The organism is Pseudoalteromonas sp. ND6B, assembly GCF_000764215.1.
GTDB classification, from domain to species: domain Bacteria; phylum Pseudomonadota; class Gammaproteobacteria; order Enterobacterales; family Alteromonadaceae; genus Pseudoalteromonas; species Pseudoalteromonas tetraodonis.
The window spans coordinates 98,072-120,247 of record NZ_JQFL01000014.1 but is presented as its reverse complement, the minus strand read 5'-3'; the positions used below and the strand labels follow the sequence as shown (position 1 = coordinate 120,247).

17 protein-coding genes and 1 tRNA gene are annotated in these 22,176 nt (G+C 40.5%); 12 read left to right on the top strand and 6 right to left on the bottom strand.

Translation table 11 applies throughout. The annotated features are described in order from the left end of the window. Positions 1–39 precede the first annotated feature (39 nt). Entirely contained in the window at positions 40–297 is a 258-nt protein-coding gene (locus ND6B_RS0119005; protein WP_033102843.1) for a hypothetical protein, read from the top strand. Positions 298–506: 209 nt separating this feature from the next. On the opposite strand, the gene ND6B_RS14655 is transcribed toward ND6B_RS0119005, so the two are convergent. Then, positions 507–1,463 (bottom strand): methylenetetrahydrofolate reductase, encoded by a 957-nt coding sequence (locus ND6B_RS14655; RefSeq protein ID WP_033102842.1) that lies wholly within the window; start codon positions 1,461–1,463, stop codon positions 507–509. A gap of 249 nt (positions 1,464–1,712) precedes the next feature. Here ND6B_RS14655 and ND6B_RS14660 point away from each other — a divergent pair, with 249 nt between their 5' ends. After that, positions 1,713–4,595: a M16 family metallopeptidase gene (locus tag ND6B_RS14660; protein ID WP_033102841.1), complete on the top strand. Its 2,883-nt coding sequence runs from the start codon at positions 1,713–1,715 to the stop codon at positions 4,593–4,595. A 75-nt stretch (positions 4,596–4,670) separates the two neighbouring features. Here ND6B_RS14660 and ND6B_RS14665 read toward each other — a convergent pair whose 3' ends face one another. Continuing rightward, on the bottom strand, positions 4,671–4,985 hold the full coding sequence (locus tag ND6B_RS14665; protein ID WP_008110269.1) for a helix-turn-helix transcriptional regulator: 315 nt from the start codon (positions 4,983–4,985) through the stop codon (positions 4,671–4,673). A gap of 1 nt (position 4,986) precedes the next feature. Continuing rightward, positions 4,987–5,394, bottom strand: coding sequence for a hypothetical protein (locus ND6B_RS14670; RefSeq protein ID WP_033102840.1), 408 nt, complete (start codon positions 5,392–5,394; stop codon positions 4,987–4,989). Between the two features lie 316 nt (positions 5,395–5,710). Here ND6B_RS14670 and cysE point away from each other — a divergent pair, with 316 nt between their 5' ends. After that, positions 5,711–6,529: a serine O-acetyltransferase gene (gene cysE / locus ND6B_RS14675; RefSeq protein WP_010387694.1), complete on the top strand. Its 819-nt coding sequence runs from the start codon at positions 5,711–5,713 to the stop codon at positions 6,527–6,529. Between the two features lie 17 nt (positions 6,530–6,546). Beyond that, on the top strand, positions 6,547–7,191 hold the full coding sequence (locus ND6B_RS14680; protein ID WP_033102839.1) for a hypothetical protein: 645 nt from the start codon (positions 6,547–6,549) through the stop codon (positions 7,189–7,191). A gap of 15 nt (positions 7,192–7,206) precedes the next feature. On the opposite strand, the gene xseA is transcribed toward ND6B_RS14680, so the two are convergent. Further along, positions 7,207–8,541, bottom strand: a complete 1,335-nt coding sequence (gene xseA / locus ND6B_RS14685) for an exodeoxyribonuclease VII large subunit (RefSeq protein WP_033102838.1) — start codon at positions 8,539–8,541, stop codon at positions 7,207–7,209. A gap of 134 nt (positions 8,542–8,675) precedes the next feature. Between xseA and guaB the strand changes: the two genes are divergently transcribed. After that, positions 8,676–10,145, top strand: a complete 1,470-nt coding sequence (gene guaB / locus ND6B_RS14690; protein WP_008110278.1) for an IMP dehydrogenase — start codon at positions 8,676–8,678, stop codon at positions 10,143–10,145. A 105-nt stretch (positions 10,146–10,250) separates the two neighbouring features. Continuing rightward, positions 10,251–11,828: a glutamine-hydrolyzing GMP synthase gene (gene guaA / locus ND6B_RS14695; RefSeq protein ID WP_033102837.1), complete on the top strand. Its 1,578-nt coding sequence runs from the start codon at positions 10,251–10,253 to the stop codon at positions 11,826–11,828. A gap of 161 nt (positions 11,829–11,989) precedes the next feature. Here guaA and ND6B_RS14700 read toward each other — a convergent pair whose 3' ends face one another. Next, on the bottom strand, positions 11,990–12,874 hold the full coding sequence (locus ND6B_RS14700; RefSeq protein ID WP_033102836.1) for a LysR family transcriptional regulator: 885 nt from the start codon (positions 12,872–12,874) through the stop codon (positions 11,990–11,992). Between the two features lie 137 nt (positions 12,875–13,011). Between ND6B_RS14700 and ND6B_RS14705 the strand changes: the two genes are divergently transcribed. The 4 genes from ND6B_RS14705 (at position 13,012) to rimI (ending at position 15,369) form a co-directional block, all read left to right on the top strand. Then, positions 13,012–14,367: an MATE family efflux transporter gene (locus ND6B_RS14705; RefSeq protein WP_033102835.1), complete on the top strand. Its 1,356-nt coding sequence runs from the start codon at positions 13,012–13,014 to the stop codon at positions 14,365–14,367. A gap of 125 nt (positions 14,368–14,492) precedes the next feature. Continuing rightward, positions 14,493–14,569, top strand: a tRNA-Trp gene (locus ND6B_RS14710). 64 nt (positions 14,570–14,633) lie between these two features. Then, positions 14,634–14,918, top strand: a complete 285-nt coding sequence (locus ND6B_RS14715; RefSeq protein ID WP_024602105.1) for a hypothetical protein — start codon at positions 14,634–14,636, stop codon at positions 14,916–14,918. Next, complete coding sequence (rimI, locus tag ND6B_RS14720) at positions 14,905–15,369, top strand: ribosomal protein S18-alanine N-acetyltransferase (RefSeq protein ID WP_033102889.1); 465 nt, start codon at positions 14,905–14,907, stop codon at positions 15,367–15,369. The genes ND6B_RS14715 and rimI overlap by 14 nt, the downstream gene beginning before the upstream one ends. Before the next feature lie 3 nt (positions 15,370–15,372). Here rimI and ND6B_RS14725 read toward each other — a convergent pair whose 3' ends face one another. After that, entirely contained in the window at positions 15,373–18,030 is a 2,658-nt protein-coding gene (locus ND6B_RS14725; RefSeq protein ID WP_033102834.1) for an ATP-binding protein, read from the bottom strand. Positions 18,031–18,377: 347 nt separating this feature from the next. Here ND6B_RS14725 and prfC point away from each other — a divergent pair, with 347 nt between their 5' ends. Together prfC and argS are read left to right on the top strand one after the other, a co-directional pair. Continuing rightward, complete coding sequence (prfC, locus tag ND6B_RS14730) at positions 18,378–19,967, top strand: peptide chain release factor 3 (protein WP_028833913.1); 1,590 nt, start codon at positions 18,378–18,380, stop codon at positions 19,965–19,967. A gap of 62 nt (positions 19,968–20,029) precedes the next feature. Next, positions 20,030–21,772 carry an arginine--tRNA ligase gene (gene argS, locus ND6B_RS14735; RefSeq protein WP_033102833.1) on the top strand — a complete coding sequence of 581 codons (1,743 nt, stop codon included), beginning with the start codon at positions 20,030–20,032 and terminating at the stop codon, positions 21,770–21,772. Positions 21,773–22,176 lie beyond the last annotated feature (404 nt).

Genomic DNA, 22,176 nt, shown 5'->3' with positions numbered 1-22,176 from the left:
GCTTAGCAAAGCGTTATATACCAGTATTAAGTGATCCTAATGAATGTAACTGAATTATTATTGATTATTGGGTCTTTATGCCTCTACATGTTCTTGGCTGGAAATTCGATAATGATGATATTGGAATGGAAGGCGAAGCCAAGTGAAACTGGCCCAAAAGATATTGTTACAGCGATAATTACGATATTAAGTAAAAAAGAAAATCCAGATGAGTATTTGAAAGCTCGTTTTTTTACCTTTGGTGCAATCATTATGATTTTCGGGGCAGTAGTTCTTTCAAAATTAGAAGGTATATAACAATGCGCTCAAGCTTAGGACGCAGTAAACTGCGCCGCTTAGCTTGGCGTTACCACTGTCTGCAAATGGCACAAATGCGACTGTTAGATTTGATAAAGCCCTACAGTTCAAACCTGACAGATCAAGTTAGTACTTATTAAAATAAACGAAGCTAACTACTTGAACTGGCTTATTTTATGTCGCTTATTATTGTTGCCCGAACCTCGAAATTAAGCTATCAGTTTCTCCGCAAGGTTGAGTTCCATTATCGCTTTTAATAAACGGTATAAGTTAATAGACGCGTCTATTTCTTCTTTACGATTGGTTAAGCTTTCAATATTTAAACCCAGCGGCACACCTAAGTGGGCACAGCTTTTTAAAATTGAGTCGAGGTTTTCGCGACAAATACGCACCGATTCGCTTAATGTATTTTCCGAATCAAGCATGCGCCATTTAGTTGCCTCTGGCACTGAGATACCTAGCCACTGCATAAACTCTAAGGTTTTTTCACCACCACAAGGTGTAAAGGTTAATATAATCCGATTAGGTGTCAGGCCTTGTGCTTTGCATGTGCGCGCATAACTGGTTATTAAATCTATGGTTGCTTGTGCATTGTAAACGGCTTGAGAGATAAAAAACTGGCACCCTTGTGCTGTTTTTTCTATTAAGCGTTGGTGCTCGTTGCGCTTATTGGCATGGCGCTCAGCAATGGTTACACCACCTAAAAAGAAGTCTTCTGACTGCTCTGCCAGTGTTTTGTAGGCATTCGGTAAGCTAAGCTTTATATCACCCGCTGATGAAGGGCTACCCACTAACACCACGTTTTTTAAATCGTAGTCATTTTTGGTTTCATCTAACCACGTTTTAAACTCTCTCACACCGCGCTGAGCTACACTTTTATAAGTAATTACATCAAGATCAGATAAGCCTCGTAAGAGTTGACTGTACTCGCGCGGATCAACTGTTTGCTTAAATGCAAATGGACGCGCTTGCTCTGTACGGCTGCTTTCATCTTGAATGTCATAAATAATTACGCCGTCATATTCAATTTCGTGTAAACGGCCTAATAACTTTTCGGCAATGACTTTTAATTGCGCTTTATCAGTCCCAATTTTTGGCGGTGTTGTGCCAATTAGGTAAACACCTTGGTTGGTGTCCTGTATTTTTTCTTGAAGTGATAAAGCCATAATCCTCATTCCAGCTTAATTTGTGATGATGGATTTAATATAGCAGCCATTTAGACGTCTAGATAGATTTATTTATTGAAAGTTTCTCAACTAACGTGAATTATTTTCATGATTAAACCAAGTTACCAGCAATAACTGACACAGTTGTTTACATAATTAATAGGCTTAGGGCTCTTATATTTAATTACTTTACGGCATACTTAGTTTGGTAAATGTTTTAAAAATTGCTCAATTTAAAAAGGGATAACAATGAAATTTAAATTATTGGCAACTAGCCTAGCGGTATCGCTGGCCTTAACAGGTTGTGCTACGCAGCAAAGTCAAAACACGCAAACAGCAGCTCAACAAGAACAAGTTAATAAAGCAGATGAGCGTGTTTTTTCACAAGATTACCTAATAGAAGAGCTAGATAACGGCCTACGTGTGATGGTAGTTAAAACCGATTACCCAGATGTAGTATCGCTACAAATACCTGTATCTGTTGGCTCGCGTAATGAAGTGGAAGCGGGTAAAACTGGTTTTGCTCACTTTTTTGAACACATGATGTTTAAAGGCTCTGAAAAGTTTCCGCAAGATGTGTATTCAGATATTTTAAAAAATTCTGGAGTTGATAACCGCGCTTACACAACTAACGATTACACTAACTACCACTTAAATTTTTCAAAGCAACATCTTGATAAAGTACTTGAGATTGAAGCTGATATTTTTCAAAACCTAAGCTACACCGAAGAGCAATTTAGAACCGAAGCGCTAACGGTTAAAGGCGAGTACTTAAAAAATAACGCCAGTCCAATTCGTAAATTATTAAGTGCGGTACGCCAAGAAGCGTTCGAAAAACATACCTATAAACACACTACAATGGGCTTTTTTGAAGACATTGAAGCCATGCCAGATCAAATGGCCTACGGTAAAGAGTTTTTTGATAAGTTTTATAAGCCTGAATATGTATCGCTTGTGATTGTTGGTGATGTTGAGCCAAAAGAGACCATGGCGATGGTTAAAAAACACTGGGGTAATTGGCAAAAAGGCGACTATGTTGCTGATATTCCAAAAGAGCCAACTCAACAAGCGCCAAAATATGTGCATGAGCAAAACGAAGGATTACCTGGTCACTGGCTGCTTGTGTCGTATAAAGGGGCCGCATGGGAGCCACAGAAAAAAGACAGAGCCGCATTAGATTTACTGTCGCAGCTTTATTTTTCGAGCAATTCAGATATTTACCAAGAGCTGGTAGTAGAAAAACAAATCGCGAGTCAAATGTTTACCTATAACCCTGAAACTAAAGATCCAGGGTTACTGCATGTATTTGTAAAAGTTGAAAATGCCGATGATTTAGCCACAGTGCGTGATGCCATTAATCGTACCTATGCCAAAGCGCGTACCGAGTTGGTTGATAGCCAAAAACTCAGCGATTTAAAGTCTAACCTTAAATACAGTTTTATAAATGGTTTAGATTCATCGCAAGCAATTGCCTCTACACTTGCCAGCTATATGCATTTTGAGCGCGATCCGGAGGTGATTAATCAGCTGTATAAATCGGCAGACAATATCACTAGCGAAGATATTAGAGCCGTTGCAAATAAGTATTTTGTTGATAATGCGCGCACCACAATTACTATGTCGGCACTTGATAAAGCCCCTGGTTTTGAACAAGAAAGCGACTTAAATGCGTTGGTAGCAAAATATCAGCAAGTACCGAGTAAGCCTATCTTTAAGGTGCTTGATAAAACCAATAGCTCGCCGTTAATCGATATTAACTTATTATTTAATACCGGTGCCGCTGCCGATCCGCAGGGTAAAAAAGGCGTGGCAGCACTCACTGCCGCAATGCTGGCGCAAGGTGGCTCAACCTCAATGAGTTACAAAGATATTAAAAAGGCAATGTACCCGCTGGCGGGTAGTTTTGGTTATCAAATAGATAAAGAAATGCTGTCGTTCCAAGGGCGTATTCATAAAGATAATGCTGCTCAGTGGTATGCCTTAGTGAGTGAGCAGCTGTTAAGCCCAGGCTTTAGAGAAGATGACTTTAAGCGTCTGAAAAAAGAAATGATCGATGGCATTAAGTCGGGTTTAAAAGCCTCTAATGATGAAGAGTTGGGTAAAGAAGTGCTCTACAGCGTACTTTATAAAGGTCACCCTTATGAAAGCTATAACTACGGTGATTTATCAGATTTAGAAGCGCTCACTCTTGATGATGTTAAAGCGTTTTATAATGCCGAACTTACACAAGCTAAACTAACTGTGGGTTTAATTGGTGCTGTGCCTGAAAAACTTAAAGCACAAATGTTAGCTGACTTGGCGACACTTCCAAAAGGCGAACAAAGCCGCTTAACAATCCCTGATGCGCCAGTGCTTGAAGGTCATCATGCAACAATTGTTGAAAAGTCAGCGCAATCAACGGCTGTATCGTTTGGCTTTCCTATTGATACCATTCGTAGCAGCGACGACTGGACTGCATTGTGGTTAGTGCGCTCGTACTTTGGTGAGCATCGTAGTTCTAACAGTTACTTGTACGAACGTATTCGTCAAACCCGTGGTATGAATTACGGTGATTACGCCTACATTGAATACTTCCCTAGAGGTATGTTTCAAACTAAACCGGATGCAAACTTAGGGCGCTCTGAGCAAATATTCCAAGTGTGGCTGCGTCCACTGCGCTCAAACAACGATGCGCATTTTGCTACTCGTACCGCATTATTTGAGCTAGATAAGCTAATTAAAAATGGTATGACCGAGGCAGATTTTGAAGCCACGCGTAACTTTTTAATTAACTTTGTGCCGCAAATGGTTGCTAGTCAAAATCGTCAGTTAGGTTATGCGCTAGATAGCGAGTTTTATAACACCGACAGCTTTGTAAACTACGTCACAAGCAAACTGAAAACATTAAGCGTTGACGATGTAAATCGCGTGATTAAAGACAACCTACAAACTGAGAATATTCACTATGTGTTTGTTACCGGTGATGGTGAAGATATGCAAAAGCGTTTAGCAACTATGCAAACCTCGCCTATGGTGTATAACACCGATAAGCCTGCCGAGTTAGTGGCTGAAGATAAGGTAATTGCTGATTATAAATTAGCAATTCCTGCAAAAAATATTGAAGTAGTGAAAGTGGATAAAGTATTTCAATAATTTAAGTTTTTAAGTATTAAAAAATGCCCTAATGTATTAAGACATTGGGGCATTTTATTTTGTAGATTGTAAATACTAGTTACTAACTAATAGTACTGAGGCTGCACCAAGGGCAAAACTAATAACAGAGCTAATAACTAAACCAGCAATAAAACTTTTAGATGGGCTGTTATTGGCATCATTTTGGTTGTTTTCATCAAGCTTAATAAGCTCACCTTGGCGTACTTCAAATACCGCACATAAGGCCATGGTGGTTTCTTTTGAAGCTGCACCTTCTTTTTCTACTCGTTGAATGGTTCGCAAGCTTACATCACAGGCATCGGCAAGCTGTTGTTGTGTCCAATCGAATGTGTGTCTAAGTGACTTTACCGTTGCAGGGTTTAATTGCATGTTAAAGTTTCCCTACAATTAGCTCTACGACTGTTGCTGTGGTATAGCCAAATACTGCACCACCTAATGCACAACCTAGAATAAAAAAAACCGCTTTTTTAGGATCGCTAGGAAGACTACTTTGAACTTGCTTAGCAAGCACTTCTTGATCTTTGTAAAGAGTGCATTCAAGTCGTCCTGTCAGTATATTGAGCATGTCAAACTTCACTTGGTACTGCGAGTTTTCAAAATCAAATTTGTGTGAGCTTTTTATATTAACACTGCGTCTACTGCTAACTAAGTCATCGTTAATATAGACTTCTTCTTTACCTGTGAAGTAGCTTCCAAAACAGGCTATTTGGTTATCGCCATCTTGAAAGTAAAATTTATAGCCTAATTTTTTTGTATTTAATATGTCGTTTTTCATCATCGTTATCCTTGTTGAGTTGATGATGCTAATTTAGCGTTTATTATTATTTTTTACGCCGTCAGCAGTACGCCAGTGGCTATTTTGGCACATGACACACGTGCTGTCATATGTTGTTATTTACTGATTTTTATTAACTTATTTTATTTTTTCATAAATGCTTAAACCTGCCTAGCTGTCATATAGTATGGCTTTGAAAAAGTAATCTAAACCCTAGTTATATATAATAACTAGAACAAATAACGAAGGGATTAACACCTAGGCGGCTAAATCCGTTAGAATTAGCGGTAGGCTCTTTGTACTAACTTAAGGCATTATTATGCGTCATGAAATTTGGCAACAGCTTCGTAGTGAAGCAAATGAAGTAGTAACTCGTGAACCCCTTTTAGCGAGCCATGTGTATTCGTGTATTTTAAATCATGAGTGCTTAGGGTCGGCATTGAGTTTTATTGTTGCTAATAAACTAGCTGATGCTGTGGTTTCTGCTTTTACAATCCGTGAGTTGTTTGACCAAGCTTTTGTAAAGTGTGACCGCATGCTGACACATGTTGCTCATGATATTAAAGCAGTAAAAGATCGTGACCCTGCGGCCGAAACCTACCTTACTGTGATTTTAAATTTAAAAGGGTTTCACGCGATTCAAGCACACCGCTTAGCTAACTGCTTATGGCAACAAAACCGTAAAGAGCTGGCTCGCTTTATTCAAAGTCGTACCTCAGAGGTGTTTGGGGTTGATATTCACCCTGCCTGTAAAGTAGGCCAAGGCATCATGTTTGACCATGCCACTGGTATTGTTATTGGTGAAACCGCCGTAATTGAAGATAACGTATCTATATTACAATCGGTTACATTAGGTGGTACGGGTAACGAGCAAGGCGATCGCCATCCTAAAATTAGAGCGGGCGTACTTATTGGTGCGGGTGCTAAAGTGTTGGGTAATATTGAAGTGGGCGAGGGCGCACGTATTGGTGCAGGCTCTGTGGTACTAAGCCCTGTACCACCTCACACAACTGCTGTTGGCGTACCTGCAAAAATTATTGGTCGTCCTGATTGTGAGTGCCCGGCAGAAAGTATGAACCAAAACTTTTTAGAATACCCCGAGCCAGAAAACGAATCGCACACCAGTGCAATGCTTTAATTTTTGAGTACCTAGAAATGATATATAAAAGTAACCTTGTGGCTATGCTGCTCTGTTTTTCTTCAGGCGTGGCGTTAGCAAGTGGTTACTTTTTGTTTTTTAAAGATTCCACTCGTGTTACCTCAGCGCCCAAACAAGCTGTAATCTCTTCGGCTAACACTCAAGTCAATAATCAGCCAACTACTTTGCAAGGTTTAGTGCAGGTTAATAAAGCCCAAGAGGCTGATCAACAAACTCAGCTAGCACAACATGTGGTTGAGCTTAATCAGCGGCTTGAAAAAAAATCAATCCAGCTTAAGCAGTCTCAACAACAGCTAAAGTTAAATCAATTAGGAGGTGTAGAGCTTGATGATGAGCTCGCAATACAGTTTGAGCAAGAGGCTGATAATCTCGAATGGAGTTACGAGCTTGAAGTCGCGTTAACTGACTTTTTAATTATTAATGAGTTTGCAGATAGCGCTGAGCTTACAGCGCTAAAGTGTAAGCAAACAATTTGTAAGTTTGAGCTTACCATTAACCAACATGCCGTTAATTATGGAGCTAAATTATGGCGCGAGCTAAACGATAAGCTTCATCTTGAACCTTGGTGGCAGCAATTTAAACTCAGTGCATCTCAATCTAACGATGCCCGTATTGAGTTTACTGTTAGTACGCAAGGCTAGCGCTTAGCAATATGGCTAAGCTTCTACCTTTGAAATAACCTGGCCATCTACTAACTCAGTGATCAACACATCACCCACTTTTACATCTTCCACTGATTTAACCACTTTATTTTGCGCCGTTTTCGTTATGCTGTAACCGCGCGCCAATACATTAAGTGGGCTGACCGAATCAAGCCGACTTGCTTGTAAGGCAAGCGTATTATTTGCGTGTTGTAGTTGCTGCTGCATCGCTTGGTGTAACCTTGCATGTAGTTGTGCTAACAGATGGCTTGCTTGTGCGAGCTTTTTATCTGGTGATTGGCGCATTAGGCGTGGAGTTAAATTAGCTAACACGCGTTCTTGCTTGTATAAACGCTGACGCATTGCCTGTTGCAGTGCAATACTCAACTCATCTAAGCGTTGTGATTTTTGGTTTAGCTGATTGCGCGGGTGGCATAAATTTAAGCGGTGCTGCAACTGTGTGGCTAGTGCGCGTTTATCGGCAATGTCGTGTTTAAATGCATTCGCTAAACGGCTAATTAATTGGTTAACCTTATTGTGTAATTCTTGCGTATTGGGACTTACGAGCTCTGCGGCTGCAGAAGGAGTTGCTGCACGTACATCAGCAACGTAATCGCTAATCGTGGTGTCTATTTCATGGCCAACAGCGCTCACAATGGGTAGTGCGCTTTGATAAATAGCGCGAGCAAGGTGCTCATGGTTAAAGCACCATAAATCCTCTAATGAACCACCGCCGCGCCCGAGTATAATAACGTCGACCTCATTACGTAAATTTGCCAGCTCTATTTGCTTTATTAAATGGCCATGAGCTTCTTTGCCTTGCACCATCGCAGGATAAATAACGACTTCTAATTGCGGCGCACGACGTTTTAGTACTGTTAAAATATCTTTAATTGCGGCGCCTGTAGGTGAGGTGATCACCCCTATGCGATTTATGTTTTGGGGTAGGGGTTTTTTATAAGCGGAGCTAAATAAGCCCTCTGCAGCCAAACGCATTTTTAGCGCGTCAAACTCTTGCTTAAGTTGCCCTTCGCCGGCAGGCTCCATATGTTCAACAATAAGCTGGTAGTCACCACGGGGTTCGTACAAGGATACACGTGCTTTAACGGTTACTTGTGCGCCGTTAATTGGTCGGTAACTTTGGTTGCGATTATTGCCTCGCCACATGGCGGCTTTAATTTGCGCTTTATCGTCTTTTAACGAAAAATACCAATGCCCAGAAGCAGGCGCAATAAAGTTAGAAATTTCACCTGTGAGTATTAAAGACGCAAAACCTTGTTCAAGTAAGGCACGTATTTCACGATTAAGGCGAGATACGGTATAAACCGTTTGCGAGGGCTTAGAAAACATAAAAACTACCAAAAAACATTTATAAATCTAGCTTATCATAAATAAATACAAAATATTATTTACTAGTGCCTACAACGCTGTTAAAATTTGGCCGCAATTCCTTATCTTAGATCCACATGTGAGAAGTTGCCAAAATGCTTAGAATCGCTAAAGAAGCTCTTACCTTTGATGACGTACTTTTAGTACCTGGTCATTCTACTGTTTTGCCACATACGGCAAATATTTCAACTCGCTTAACGCGTGGTATCAAACTTAACTTGCCGCTCATTTCAGCATCTATGGATACTGTTACAGAAGCTCGTTTAGCTATTGCCCTCGCGCAGGAAGGTGGTCTTGGTTTTATTCATAAAAACATGACCATTGCAGAACAAGCGAAAAATGTTCGTAAAGTTAAAACCTATGAAGCAGGTATTGTTTCATACCCTGTTACAGTAACGGCCGATCTGACAATTGCAGATGCCGTTGAGCTGTCTCAGGAAAAGGGATTCTCAGGTTTTCCTGTCACCGATAGCGAAAATAACCTTGTAGGTATTGTAACTAGTCGTGATATGCGCTTTGAAACTAAGCTTGAACAGCCGGTTTCAACAGTGATGACGAAAAAAGAAAACCTAGTAACGGTTAAAGAGGGAACGGCTCGCGAAGATATCTTAAGCTTAATGCACGAACACCGCATTGAGAAGATTCTTGTGGTTGATGATGCGTTTAAACTTAAAGGCATGATCACTGTAAAAGATTACCAAAAAGCACAAGACAAACCAGATGCATGTAAAGACGAGCAAGGTCGTTTACGTGTAGGTGCTGCGGTAGGCGTTGGCGCGGGCACTGATGAGCGTATTGCTGCATTAGTTGAAGCGGGTGTTGATGTATTGCTTATTGATACTTCTCATGGTCACTCACAAGGTGTTATTGACCGTGTTGCAGCGACTCGTCAAGCTTACCCAGATTTACAAATTGTTGCGGGTAATGTGGCAACTGCAGAAGGTGCCATTGCGCTTGCAGATGCCGGTGTTGATGCTGTTAAAGTTGGTATCGGCCCAGGTTCTATTTGTACTACACGTATTGTTACCGGTTGTGGTGTACCACAAATCACGGCTATTTCTGATGCGGTTGAAGGCTTGAAAGGTCGCGATATTCCAGTGATTGCCGATGGTGGTATTCGTTTTTCTGGTGATATTGTAAAAGCACTCGTTGCTGGTGCATCGTGTGTAATGGTTGGCTCTATGCTAGCGGGTACTGAAGAAGCGCCAGGTGAAGTGGAGCTTTATCAAGGTCGTTACTACAAGTCTTACCGTGGTATGGGTAGCCTAGGTGCGATGGATCAAAAAGAAGGGTCATCGGATCGCTACTTCCAAAAATCAAACCAAGCTGACAAGTTAGTACCAGAAGGCATTGAAGGTCGCGTAGCTTACAAAGGGCCAATTGCAACCATTATTCACCAACAAGTGGGTGGTCTTCGCAGTGCAATGGGCTTAACCGGTTGTGCCACAATCGAAGAGCTAAACACTAAACCACAGTTTGTACGTGTAACTTCTGCTGGTATGGGTGAGTCGCATGTTCATGATGTGCAAATCACTAAAGAAGCACCGAACTACCGTTTAGGCTAATCAGCCTTTAACAACTTGAAAAAAGTGGGCTAACCTTTGTTAGCCCTAATATAGTCACACAGCTTAAGCTGGTGGCGTTTAGCACCTGACTTTACGAGATACTTCATGAGCAAAGACATTCACGATTCACGAATCCTCATTTTAGATTTTGGTTCACAATACACGCAGTTAATCGCCCGTCGCGTGCGCGAAATTGGTGTTTATTGTGAGCTTTGGGCTTGGGATGTAACCGAAGAGCAAATTCGCGAGTTTAACCCACAAGGTATTATCCTCTCTGGTGGCCCAGAATCAACCACGCTTGAAAATAGCCCGCGTGCTCCTGAGTATGTATTTAATGCAGGCGTTCCAGTACTTGGCATTTGTTACGGTATGCAAACTATGGCAACGCAGCTTGGCGGCCGTGTACATAGCTCAGATAAAAAAGAATTTGGTTACGCACAAGTTGAAAAAGTGGGTAACTGTGCATTATTTGATGCCATTGAAGATCATATTACTGATGGCGGCAATGGCGTACTAGATGTGTGGATGAGCCACGGTGATAAAGTAATGGAAATTCCAGATACGTTTAAAACCACAGCTAAAACATCTACCTGCCCGCATGCTGCGATGTCTAACGAAGAAAAGCGCTTTTACGGTGTACAATTTCACCCAGAAGTAACGCACACACATCAAGGTCAACGTTTACTAGAGCGTTTTGCTATTGATATTTGTGGTTGTGAAAAATTATGGACGCCAGCAAAAATCATTGATGACGCCATTGAGCGTATCAAAGAAACAGTAGGCGACGACGAAGTTATTTTAGGCTTATCAGGCGGTGTAGATTCATCGGTTGTAGCTATGCTTATTCACCGTGCTATTGGTGAGCGACTAACCTGTGTATTTGTTGATAACGGTTTACTTCGTTTAAACGAAGGCCAACAAGTAATGGACATGTTTGGCAATAAGTTTGGCTTAAACATTGTAAAAGTAGATGCCGAAGATCAATTCTTAAATGACTTAGCGGGTAAATCAGATCCTGAAGATAAGCGTAAAGCCATTGGCCACACGTTTATTAATGTATTTGATGAGCAAGCTAAAAAGCTTAAAAACGCAAAATGGTTAGGTCAAGGTACAATTTACCCTGACGTAATCGAATCAGCGGCATCAGCTACAGGTAAAGCACACGTGATTAAATCGCACCATAATGTGGGCGGCTTACCAGATGACATGAAAATGGGCTTAGTAGAGCCATTACGTGAGTTATTTAAAGATGAAGTACGTAAAATTGGTTTAGAGCTAGGTTTACCGTACGACATGCTTTACCGTCACCCATTCCCAGGGCCAGGTTTAGGTGTTCGTGTACTTGGCGAAATCAAAAAAGAGTATTGTGACTTACTTCGCCGCGCAGACGCTATCTTCATTGAAGAGCTTCACAAAGCAGAGCTTTACCATAAAGTAAGCCAAGCGTTTACTGTATTCTTACCGGTTAAGTCGGTAGGGGTTATGGGTGATGCACGTAAGTACGATTGGGTTGTTTCACTTCGTTGTGTTGAAACCATCGACTTTATGACTGCACGTTGGTCACATTTACCGTATGAGTTTTTAGGTGTGGTTTCTAATCGTATCATTAACGAAATCGACGGTATCTCACGCGTTGTTTACGATATTTCAGGAAAACCACCTGCCACTATCGAGTGGGAATAATTTCCTAAGCGGAAACGTCTATTAATAGGCACTTAAATTGAACTAAAGTCCGCGTAATTGCGGACTTTTTTTGTTTTTAGTTTATTGTGTATTAATGGAACATTGTATTTTAACGGACCATAATATGGTGCATTGCCGATAAAAGTGCTTGATGATGTGTCTTATATAGCGTGGTTGTTCATTAAGTGGCGCATTTGTTCAGTAATCCAATCGGTTAATTTATTATTTGGACTGTCTAGTCGTTTCACTATGCCTACTTCGATTAATTGATCCGTTAAGAAGTCGACTTTAGCGATTTTTATATGTTCAAAAAACCAATGCGCCTTAGCAATATGCTCAGGTACGATGGCCCAACCCTGATTTTGCGTTACTAATTCACAAATCAAATAGTAGCTATCTAAATCCCAATGCTCTGGACTTAGGGCGCTTTCTCGGTTTTCTCCTGAACGATTGCACAGTACAAACTGACGATATTGTTGTAATTGCGAAAGAGTTAATACGTCTTCTTTAGCGAGAGGGTGTTTTTTAGCTATGATCAGATTTTTTTTAAAATACCCTAGAGACTGTAAAGTTAGCTCTGGTGGTAAGATACTGTTACTAACGATGAAGCCAATGTCAGCTTTTTGGTTAGCAATGGCAGTGGCTATATCGTCGTGTGAGCCATTAGTGATAACCAAGTGGGTGTTTGGAAATAGTTCGCCAACTTGAGAAAAAATAGAGTGGATAGTTTCCAGCGGTAAGGTTTCATCTAGCGCGATACGCAATGAGATAGGCTCTTTGTTTGCTGCAGATAAAGCACGCGAGTTTAGGCGTAAACATTGATTGAGTACGACTTGTGCTTCGACTAGCATCTCTTTACCTAGAGGAGTTAACGCGGGATATTTAGAACTGCGATCAAACAACTCAAATCCTAAATCCAATTCTAAATTGGCGATGGCACTACTAATTCGCGATTGTGCCTTATGTAACTGTCTTGCTGCAGCTGAAAAAGAGCCAAGCTCAGCAGCGGTAACAAAAGCTAGTAGTTGATCCAATGTCCAATTCATTTTGTTCTCCACTAAAGTAGTTACTATTAGTAATTGAAGTTACTGCCTTGGTATCCGATAAGCGGATACTAACTAACTTTCTTATATCTCAAATCTATATATTATGCCTGCGTTCTTACTTTCTGGATACTTAAGTTATGCAAGCTGCTCCTCAAATTCAATCACCACAATCTATAGCCAGCGCTTTTTGGCGTTATGCAATTCCGTCCATCGTCGCTATGTTAGTAAGCGGTCTATATCAGATTGTTGATGGTTTTTTCGTCGGTCACTTTATTGGCGCCGAAGGACTTGCTGGTATCAACATGGCAATTCCACTGTTAGGTTTAATAATGGGTTTTGGCTTGCTTATTGGTATGGGCGGCGGCACCATGCTGTCTAAATATCGTGGTGAAAAAAACTTTGTAGACACTAATGCAACAATTGCGACAGCACTTTTTTTGATTATTTTGATTGGCTTATTAGCTACCGTTATATTTGTTTTTTTTGGTCAAAGTTTACTTAATATTCAAGGTGCGAGCGGCGTCATCTTAGAAATGAGCTGGGATTATGTACAGATCATGTCCATAGGTGCCCTTATTTCGGTTGGTGCTAGTGCACTGCCGATGTTGGTTCGAAATGACGATAGTCCTAACCTTGCGACAATATTTATCATTGTTGGTGCCTTGGCTAATATCATTCTGGACTATATTTTTTTAGGTCATTTTGATATGGGATTGAAAGGTGCGGCTATTGCCACTTTAATAGCTCAATTGGTCACGTGTATATTGTGTCTTCGTTATTTTACGGCGTCAAAAGCGAAAACTAAGCTATCAGCTAAACAACTTGATAAAACCATTGCCATTCGCATTGTGCAATTAGGAACGTCAAATTTAGTGATGTTTATCTACTTTAGCTTTGTTATGGCGTTTCATAATATGCAATTTATGGCATACGGAGATACCACACAATTAGCCGCTTTCGCGATTGTTGGTTACTTAGCTAGCTGTTACTACTTTTTTGCTGAAGGCTTGGTAAACGGCTTACAACCACCAGTGAGTTACTACTTAGGCGCCAAACAATATAAATGCATTACACAAATTGTAAAATTAGCTTTTTCTGTCACAGTTGGATCTGGTATCGCGTTCGTCATACTTTTAAATATTTTTCCGGAAATATTTATTAATATTTTTACCACTGGTAACACCGCGTTACTTGAGGCAAGTAAAAGCGGTATTCATTTACATCTTATGACACTCTTTTTAGATGGTTTCTTATTTATGGCGTCTATTTATTTTGTCGCTGTTGGTAAAAGCGGACAAGCTCTATTTGTTTCCCTTGGTAACATGTGGATACAGTTTCCATTTCTATTCATTTTACCGAAATACCTAGGTCTTGATGGTGTTTGGTTAGCTGTTCCTTTATCAAACATCGCTTTCACATTGATTGTATTACCTATGTTACTGAACAACCTTAAAGGTTTTAAAAATATGTATAAGCAGCAAAGTTTCGCATAAAAGAAATTCAGACGGCGAATTAGCATGCTAATTCGCCGTTTTGTTTATTTAAAAAGCAAACAAACCAAAAAGTTGATTTTTTACTTTACCTTTGTCAAAAGGTCTTTATAATTCATCGTCATTGCAGGGGCGTAGTTCCAATTGGTAGAACAGCGGTCTCCAAAACCGACGGTTGGGAGTTCGAATCTCTCCGCCCCTGCCATTTCTTCTTTACATCGTTTTGATTACTTCCTATATTATTCATCTTACTAATCCATCGAGTTGTTATGCATTCACGTTACGCATCTGTTTTTGGTATAGAAAAGCTTGAACTTAATCAACACTTTCGCCCAGCTCAAGCTGAGTTGTCAGCGACTTCATCGTTAATTCTCTGTGATACATTAAAAGATGATATTGAGCGTGCCTTTGCGCCTGTAACAATAAACAAGATTGTTAAATCATCAACCATTGAGTTTAGTGAGCAACAATTAGGCCTGCCTGATTCTAACCTAACCTGTGCGCAAAAACGTGCGTTATGGGCTTTAATGAGTGAACACCTTGATACACTTTAAGTCGGTTACCGATGAGAATATCAATGAGCTGATGGCCATTGAAAATGCCTGTCATACACACCCTTGGACGTTAAAAACAATGCAGTCGTGTTTGCAGGGGCGCTATTTTAATTTAGCTGCGTTCGATGATGAGCAAATGATAGGCTTTTACATTGGTGAAAAAGCAGGGCCCGATTTTACCTTAATGGATATTTGTGTCGCCCCGAGCTTTCAGGGACAAGGATTTGCTAAGCAGTTATTAACGCAGTTTATAGCGTACGGCGAGCAACACAGTGCCGAAAACTTATTTTTAGAAGTGAGAGAGTCTAATACGCGGGCGATTGCTTTGTATGAGCGTGCGGGCTTTATTGAAATGTCAGTACGTAAAAATTATTACCCCAGCGATGCGCCAAATAAAAATGGCTTTGAAGATGCGATTTTAATGGGCATGGCACTGGGTTTAAATTTTTAATGATTACTTATTAGCGATGGCTTGTTCTATTGCTGTAATGAGTTCTACAACGCGTTTTTCTCTTTGAGTCATATCATTGCCTTTTAAACTTTGCTCAAGCGCTGATGCGCTATGGTAAATATCATCAAAGTTAAAGCAACCAGCACTGCCCTTAATACTGTGGGCAAGTGCGCGTAGTGTTTCGCAATCTTGGTTGTTATAAAGGGTTTTTATCTGCTTTAAGTAATCAGGTAAACTTGCCAAATAATTAGCATTTATTTGCTGAAATTTCTCACTTTTTAATAAGCTATCCCACTTATTTTGATTATCGCGTTCAAGGTGTAAATAGCTGACTAATACATTTTCTAGTGCGTCTTTATCAATGGGTTTACCAAGCGCTTTGTTACAGCCTGCTTCAAGGTAAGTATCAATATCATGGTTCATGACATTAGCGGTCAGGGCGATAATTGGGCCATCGTAGGCGGCATCTCTGAGCATTTTAGTTGCTTCTAAGCCGCCCATAACCGGCATTTGCATATCCATGATTATAAGCTGATAGTCGTTCACTAGTGCCATTTCTACTGCTTGTGCGCCATTATTTGCTATATCAGGCTCTAACCCCCATGTTTGAAGGAGTAATTTTATCAGCAACTGATTATCGGGGTTATCTTCTGCCACTAAAATATGCGCATCAAAGTTATTGGTTGCAAAAGAAAGTTGCGGGTCTTTTTCGGGTGATAGCTGAGAGTGTTCAGTCAAAAAAAGGTTACTACTAAGCCCATTACCTAAATGGCAATCTATATCGATAGTAAAGCAACTACCCACACCCACTTCACTGGTTACGCTGACATCGCCACCGAGCAGTTGAGCCAAATTTTTTGAAATACATAGCCCTAATCCTGTACCACCAAATCGGCGTGTGGTTGTGGCATCAGCTTGTTCAAATGGCGTAAATAATCGACTTATTTGGTTTGCCGACATGCCTATACCGGTGTCTTCAACTATAAATGTAAGAATTTTTGGTGCTTGAAACTTTGCCGTAATTGTTACTTGGCCTTGTTCAGTGAATTTAACTGCATTACTAGCAATATTAATCAGGATTTGTTTTAAACGAGTAACGTCACTATTTATCGTATGCGGCAAAGGTAGTGAATAATTAATTGTAAATGAAAGCTGTTTCTCTTGTGCTAAAGGTTTAATGATTGATTCAACATCATGAATAAGCTGCACAACATTTAATGGCGTTTGCTCAACAGCGAGTTTTTCGGCTTCAATTTTTGATAAATCGAGGATGTTATTAATAAGCTCTAATAAATGTTTTGAATTACGAAGAATAGTGCCTAAATGATGTTTATCGTTTGTTTTCTTATCGCTATGCAGTAGTTGCTCGGTAAAACCCATAATAGCAGTGAGCGGAGTGCGAATTTCATGACTCATATTGGCTAAAAAACGGCTCTTAAGCTGGTTTGCTTGCTCTGCTTGAGCGATGGCTGTTTCAAGCTTACTATTCATTGATTCAAGTGCCTTAGTACGGCTCTCTACTTTGTCTTCTAAGTGATGCTTATATTCTTCTAGCTGCTCTTGATAGTGCTTAATTTGGTTAATCATGTGATTAAAGTCGTTAAACAGTATGCCTACCTCATCGGTTGTATAAGCAGGCAGTGTGACTGAGAGGTCGCCATCACCAACGCGATGACTTGCTTCACCTAGTAATTCAATTGGGTTAAGCAGTAAATTGCGCACCACAATAAAAATTAAGATCGGTAGGGTGATCACAGAAATAATTACAATTAGCCCTGTGATGACACTAATTGCTTTACCTGATTGATACAGTACCGCTTTAGGAATGGTCGACACATAATAGTAGCCGCCACTCATTTGGGCTGCAAAAATTAGTCGTTCTATTTTATCAACGCTCGAAAGCTCAATGGTTGATAAGCTGCCAATATCAGCTAGGTCATTAATTTTATTGAGTTCATACTCACTAACATAGTGGCCACGCATTTTGTAATCAGAGCTAAATAAAATTTTACCATCATTGGCGAGTAGTAAATTTAAGGTGTTGTTATAAGGGGCTTCTAAAATACTGGTGTTTAAAATCGAAGGTTCGACCTTAAGGACAATAAAACCAAGTTGTTGTGGGCGTTTTAAATAGTAGTCAACGCTGTATATGCGTTGCACAAAATATAAGTTGGTGGTGCCATCTTCTTTTTGCACCATAAACTGCTGCTGGCTTAAATTGCTTTGTATGACTTGGTCAAAAAACGGATAAGACTTTGGCGCGACAGTTAAATTACTGGAGTAATAGGCATCACTTTCACCGGTTTTTGAGACTAAATTAATACTAATGATATCAGGGTAGGCTTCACTGTAACTGGCAAATACATCCATTAACGCGCCAAGGCGATAGGTATAGCTGGCGTCTTCAAATAAATCTTTAGCTAAAAAGTCACTTAGTACCGGTGAGGCAGAGAGTAACTTAGCCGTTGCATGAAAAGAGTCTATATAGTTGAATACTTTTTGCTGTTGTTGCTCTACAAAGCGACTCATGATCAAGTCAGCTTGTTTTTGCGTAGAGTTAGTTACATTAGTGAGCGTAAACCCACCTAAAAATAACAACGGCAGTATAACCAGTGGAGTTATATACCATAATAATCGAATACTTAGCTTACTGGTTTTCATTACCCAACATCAAATCCTCCATGTAATCGAACAATAATATGATTTACAGAACCATTACTCAAGCTTGGTGTTAAGTTAGTGGGCAATTTATAGCGTTATTGTTAATAATCGCTGAAAACACCAAACTTAAAAAAGATCCGTTAATAACCAACCATTGATTGTTTATAAAGCCAAGATCAGCGAAAATAGTCTTCAATTACGATTAACTTAACGGATAGCGTCACAAGAGCTAATTTGGGTTCTTGTTGGGGTATGTTGAGCTTTCTAGGTTAGCTTGTTTTTAGCCTTGAAAGCTCAGCATACTAAAATACAAATACATCCGTATATCAACTAAAAGAACCTTTTTAATGGCAGACCAAAATCTCCTTAGCGAAATTAATAAACGCCGTACCTTTGCGATCATCTCGCATCCGGATGCGGGTAAAACCACTATCACAGAAAAAGTATTGTTATTCGGACAAGCAATTCAAAAAGCCGGAACAGTAAAAGGGCGTGGCTCTAATCAGCATGCTAAGTCTGATTGGATGGAAATGGAAAAAGAGCGTGGTATTTCTGTGACTACCTCAGTAATGCAATTTCCATATAACAATGCGTTAGTTAATTTACTTGATACTCCAGGACACGAAGACTTCTCTGAAGATACTTACCGTACATTAACCGCGGTAGATTCGTGTTTAATGGTGATAGATGCCGCCAAAGGTGTAGAAGAACGTACCCGTAAGTTAATGGAAGTAACACGCCTGCGCACCACGCCGATTGTTACCTTTATGAATAAATGTGACCGTGATATTCGCGACCCAATGGAACTACTCGACGAAGTAGAAACAGAGCTAAATATTGCTTGTGCACCTATTACGTGGCCAATTGGCTGTGGTAAAGAATTTAAAGGTGTTTACCATATCCATAACGAAGAAACTATTTTATACAAAACAGGCCAAGGTCATACTATTCAAGAAGTGCGTAGCATTAAAGGACTTGATAACCCAGAGCTTGACCAAGCGATTGGTGATGAGCTTGCAGCCCAGTTACGTGACGAGTTAGAGCTGGTTATTGGTGCATCACACGAGTTTGATTTAGATCTGTTCTTAGCGGGTGAGTTATCGCCTGTATACTTTGGTACTGCACTTGGTAACTTTGGTGTAGATCATGTTCTAGATGGACTGACTGAATGGGCGCCAACGCCTTTACCTCGTGAAACAGAAGACCGCCAAGTTGTAGCCACAGAAGAAAACTTCACTGGGTTTGTATTTAAAATTCAGGCCAACATGGATCCAAAACACCGTGACCGTATTGCCTTTATGCGTATTGTGTCGGGTAAATACAGCCAAGGCATGAAAATGAATCATGTGCGTATAGGTAAACAAGTGAGTATTTCTGATGCGGTAACCTTTATGGCGGGCGATCGTGAGCGTGCAGCTGATGCTTACGCTGGTGATATTATTGGTTTACATAACCACGGTACGATTCAAATTGGTGATACCTTTACCCAAGGCGAAAAAATTAAGTTCAGCGGTATTCCAAACTTCGCCCCTGAATTATTCCGCCGTATTCGTCTGCGCGATCCATTAAAACAAAAACAGCTATTAAAAGGACTGGTACAGCTTTCAGAAGAGGGCGCAGTACAAGTATTCAGACCATTAATTAATAATGACTTAATTGTAGGTGCGGTAGGTGTATTGCAGTTTGACGTGGTGGTAGCGCGTTTAAAAGCTGAATATAACGTTGATGCAATTTACGAAAGCGTGAATGTAAATACAGCCCGTTGGGTTAGCTGTGATGATGTTAAAAAGTTTGAAGAATTTAAACGTAAGTGCGAAAGCAACTTAGCACTTGATGGTGGCGATAATTTAACTTACATCGCGCCGAGTCGTGTAAATCTTAACTTGTCGACAGAGCGTTACCCTGAAGTGACATTTAATCACACGCGTGAAAACTAGCACTTAGCCTCTAGCATTAACACAAAGCCTGCTTTGGCGGGCTTATAAAGGTAAATAATATTATGAATATTCGTACTATTTTAGTAGAAAAAGCCATTGCCGCTATGACCGCCGCAGGCCTACCAGAAGATACTAACCCAGCGGTTACCCAAAGCACTCGCCCACAGTTTGGTGATTACCAAATTAATGGCGCGATGGGCGCAGCTAAAAAAATGAAAAGTAACCCGCGTGAATTGGCGCAAAAAATTATTGATCAGTTAGATGTAAGCGACATTGCCGAAAAAACGGAGATTGCTGGCCCTGGTTTTATTAATATTCACTTAAAGCCGGAGTTTTTAGCTCAAAGCGTACAAGCTGCTAATAACCACGCAAAACTTGCCGTAAATGAGCACGCCAAACCACAAAAAGTAGTGGTTGATTACTCATCGCCTAACCTTGCAAAAGAAATGCACGTAGGTCACTTACGCTCAACTATTATTGGTGATGCCGTAGTACGTGCGCTTGAATTTAGAGGCGATACCGTTGTTCGTCAAAATCACATGGGTGATTGGGGCACACAGTTTGGTATGCTAATTGCGCATTTAGAAGATCAAATTAACCAAGGTGTTGATTTAGATACTGTTGCGCTTGCTGATTTAGAAACCTTTTACCGCGATGCGAAAAAGCGTTTTGACGACGAAGAAGGCTTTGCCGATAAAGCGCGTAACTACGTAGTTAAACTGCAAGGTGGCGACGCACATTGTGAAAAACTGTGGAAACTATTTATTGCCACTTCAGTGAAGCATTCTGAAGAAGTATACAAGCGTTTAAATGTAACACTGACACCTGACGACATTATGGCTGAAAGTGCTTATAACAGTGAACTTAACGATATTATTAGCTTATTAAAAGATAAAAATATTGCAGTAGAGTCGCAAGGCGCACAAGTGGTATTTTTAGATGAGCTGGCAAATAAAGACGGTGAACCTTCAGCGTTTATCGTGCAAAAATCAGGTGGCGGCTTCTTATATGCAACCACAGATTTAGCCGCATGTGATTACCGTTCAAACAAACTAGGCGCTGAGCGTATTTTAATATTTGTTGATGCGCGCCAGAGCCTTCACTTTAATCAAGTGGAGCTTACTGCGCGTAAAGCCGGTTTGTTACGTGATGAAACCAGTTACGAGTTTTGCCCATTTGGCACCATGATGGGCGCTGATGGCAAACCATTTAAAACCCGTACAGGCGGCACGGTAAAATTAGCTGATTTACTTGAAGAGTCAATCACTCGCGCAGCAGCCAAACTCGCTGAGCGTGAATCAGATTTATCTGACGAAGACCGCAGTGAAATTGCACGTAAAGTGGGTATTGGCGCAGTTAAATATGCTGACCTTTCTAAGCATCGTACCAGCGATTACATCTTCAACTGGGACAGCATGCTAAGCTTTGAAGGCGCAACAGCCCCTTACTTACAATATGCTTATACGCGTGTTCGCAGCATTTTCCGTAAATCTGGCGTTGATGCTGCAAGCTTAAAAGCCAATGTAAGTATTATTGAGCCGCAAGAGAAAACCCTCGCGCTTAAATTATTGCAGTTAGAAGAAGTTCTTGATCTGATGATCAATGAAGCCACACCGCACGTATTATGTGGTTATTTATACGAACTAGCTAGTTTATACATGACATTCTATGAAGCTTGTCCAGTACTTAAAGAGGGCGTAGAGCCAAGTGTTCGTGATAGCCGTTTAGTGTTGTGTAATTTAGTGGCAGATACGCTGAAAACGGGCTTGGATCTGTTAGGCATTGAAGTCATGGAGCAAATGTAATCACCGTCGTATTTTAATCTAATACTGCGTTGTCCACTCGACTGACCCTAATCACATACAACTACGTATGCTCATAGGGATAAGTCGAGTGTCCGCCTTATCTTAGACTAAACTACTTAGGTGAACGTCTGCTGCGTGTAGTTCGCTTTGACTGCGTTGTCGTGCTTTTTTAGCCTAAGTCACATACAAAAACGTATGCTCCTTGGCATAAAAAAGCACTTCGCCTTGTCAGCGCTTCTACACTTGCAGATATCTGAGTTGTGTAGTTCGCTTTAGCTGCGTTGGTAAAACTATTTAGCCTAAGTCACATACAAACCGTATGCTCCTATGCATAAATAGTTTTACCGCCTTGCTAGCACTCCTAGACTTACAGATAATTTTAGGTTTAGGTGTTAGATTTATAT

Coding starts and splice junctions, on each gene's coding strand:
- ND6B_RS14660 (WP_033102841.1), top strand. CDS start 1,713: ATGAAATTTAAATTATTGGCAACTAGCCTAGCGGTATCGCTGGCCTTA.
- ND6B_RS14725 (WP_033102834.1), bottom strand. CDS start 18,030: ATGAAAACCAGTAAGCTAAGTATTCGATTATTATGGTATATAACTCCA.
- argS (WP_033102833.1), top strand. CDS start 20,030: ATGAATATTCGTACTATTTTAGTAGAAAAAGCCATTGCCGCTATGACC.
- guaB (WP_008110278.1), top strand. CDS start 8,676: ATGCTTAGAATCGCTAAAGAAGCTCTTACCTTTGATGACGTACTTTTA.
- ND6B_RS0119005 (WP_033102843.1), top strand. CDS start 40: ATGAATGTAACTGAATTATTATTGATTATTGGGTCTTTATGCCTCTAC.
- ND6B_RS14715 (WP_024602105.1), top strand. CDS start 14,634: ATGCATTCACGTTACGCATCTGTTTTTGGTATAGAAAAGCTTGAACTT.
- ND6B_RS14700 (WP_033102836.1), bottom strand. CDS start 12,874: ATGAATTGGACATTGGATCAACTACTAGCTTTTGTTACCGCTGCTGAG.
- prfC (WP_028833913.1), top strand. CDS start 18,378: ATGGCAGACCAAAATCTCCTTAGCGAAATTAATAAACGCCGTACCTTT.
- cysE (WP_010387694.1), top strand. CDS start 5,711: ATGCGTCATGAAATTTGGCAACAGCTTCGTAGTGAAGCAAATGAAGTA.
- ND6B_RS14665 (WP_008110269.1), bottom strand. CDS start 4,985: ATGCAATTAAACCCTGCAACGGTAAAGTCACTTAGACACACATTCGAT.
- ND6B_RS14670 (WP_033102840.1), bottom strand. CDS start 5,394: ATGATGAAAAACGACATATTAAATACAAAAAAATTAGGCTATAAATTT.
- ND6B_RS14655 (WP_033102842.1), bottom strand. CDS start 1,463: ATGGCTTTATCACTTCAAGAAAAAATACAGGACACCAACCAAGGTGTT.
- ND6B_RS14680 (WP_033102839.1), top strand. CDS start 6,547: ATGATATATAAAAGTAACCTTGTGGCTATGCTGCTCTGTTTTTCTTCA.
- ND6B_RS14705 (WP_033102835.1), top strand. CDS start 13,012: ATGCAAGCTGCTCCTCAAATTCAATCACCACAATCTATAGCCAGCGCT.
- guaA (WP_033102837.1), top strand. CDS start 10,251: ATGAGCAAAGACATTCACGATTCACGAATCCTCATTTTAGATTTTGGT.
- xseA (WP_033102838.1), bottom strand. CDS start 8,541: ATGTTTTCTAAGCCCTCGCAAACGGTTTATACCGTATCTCGCCTTAAT.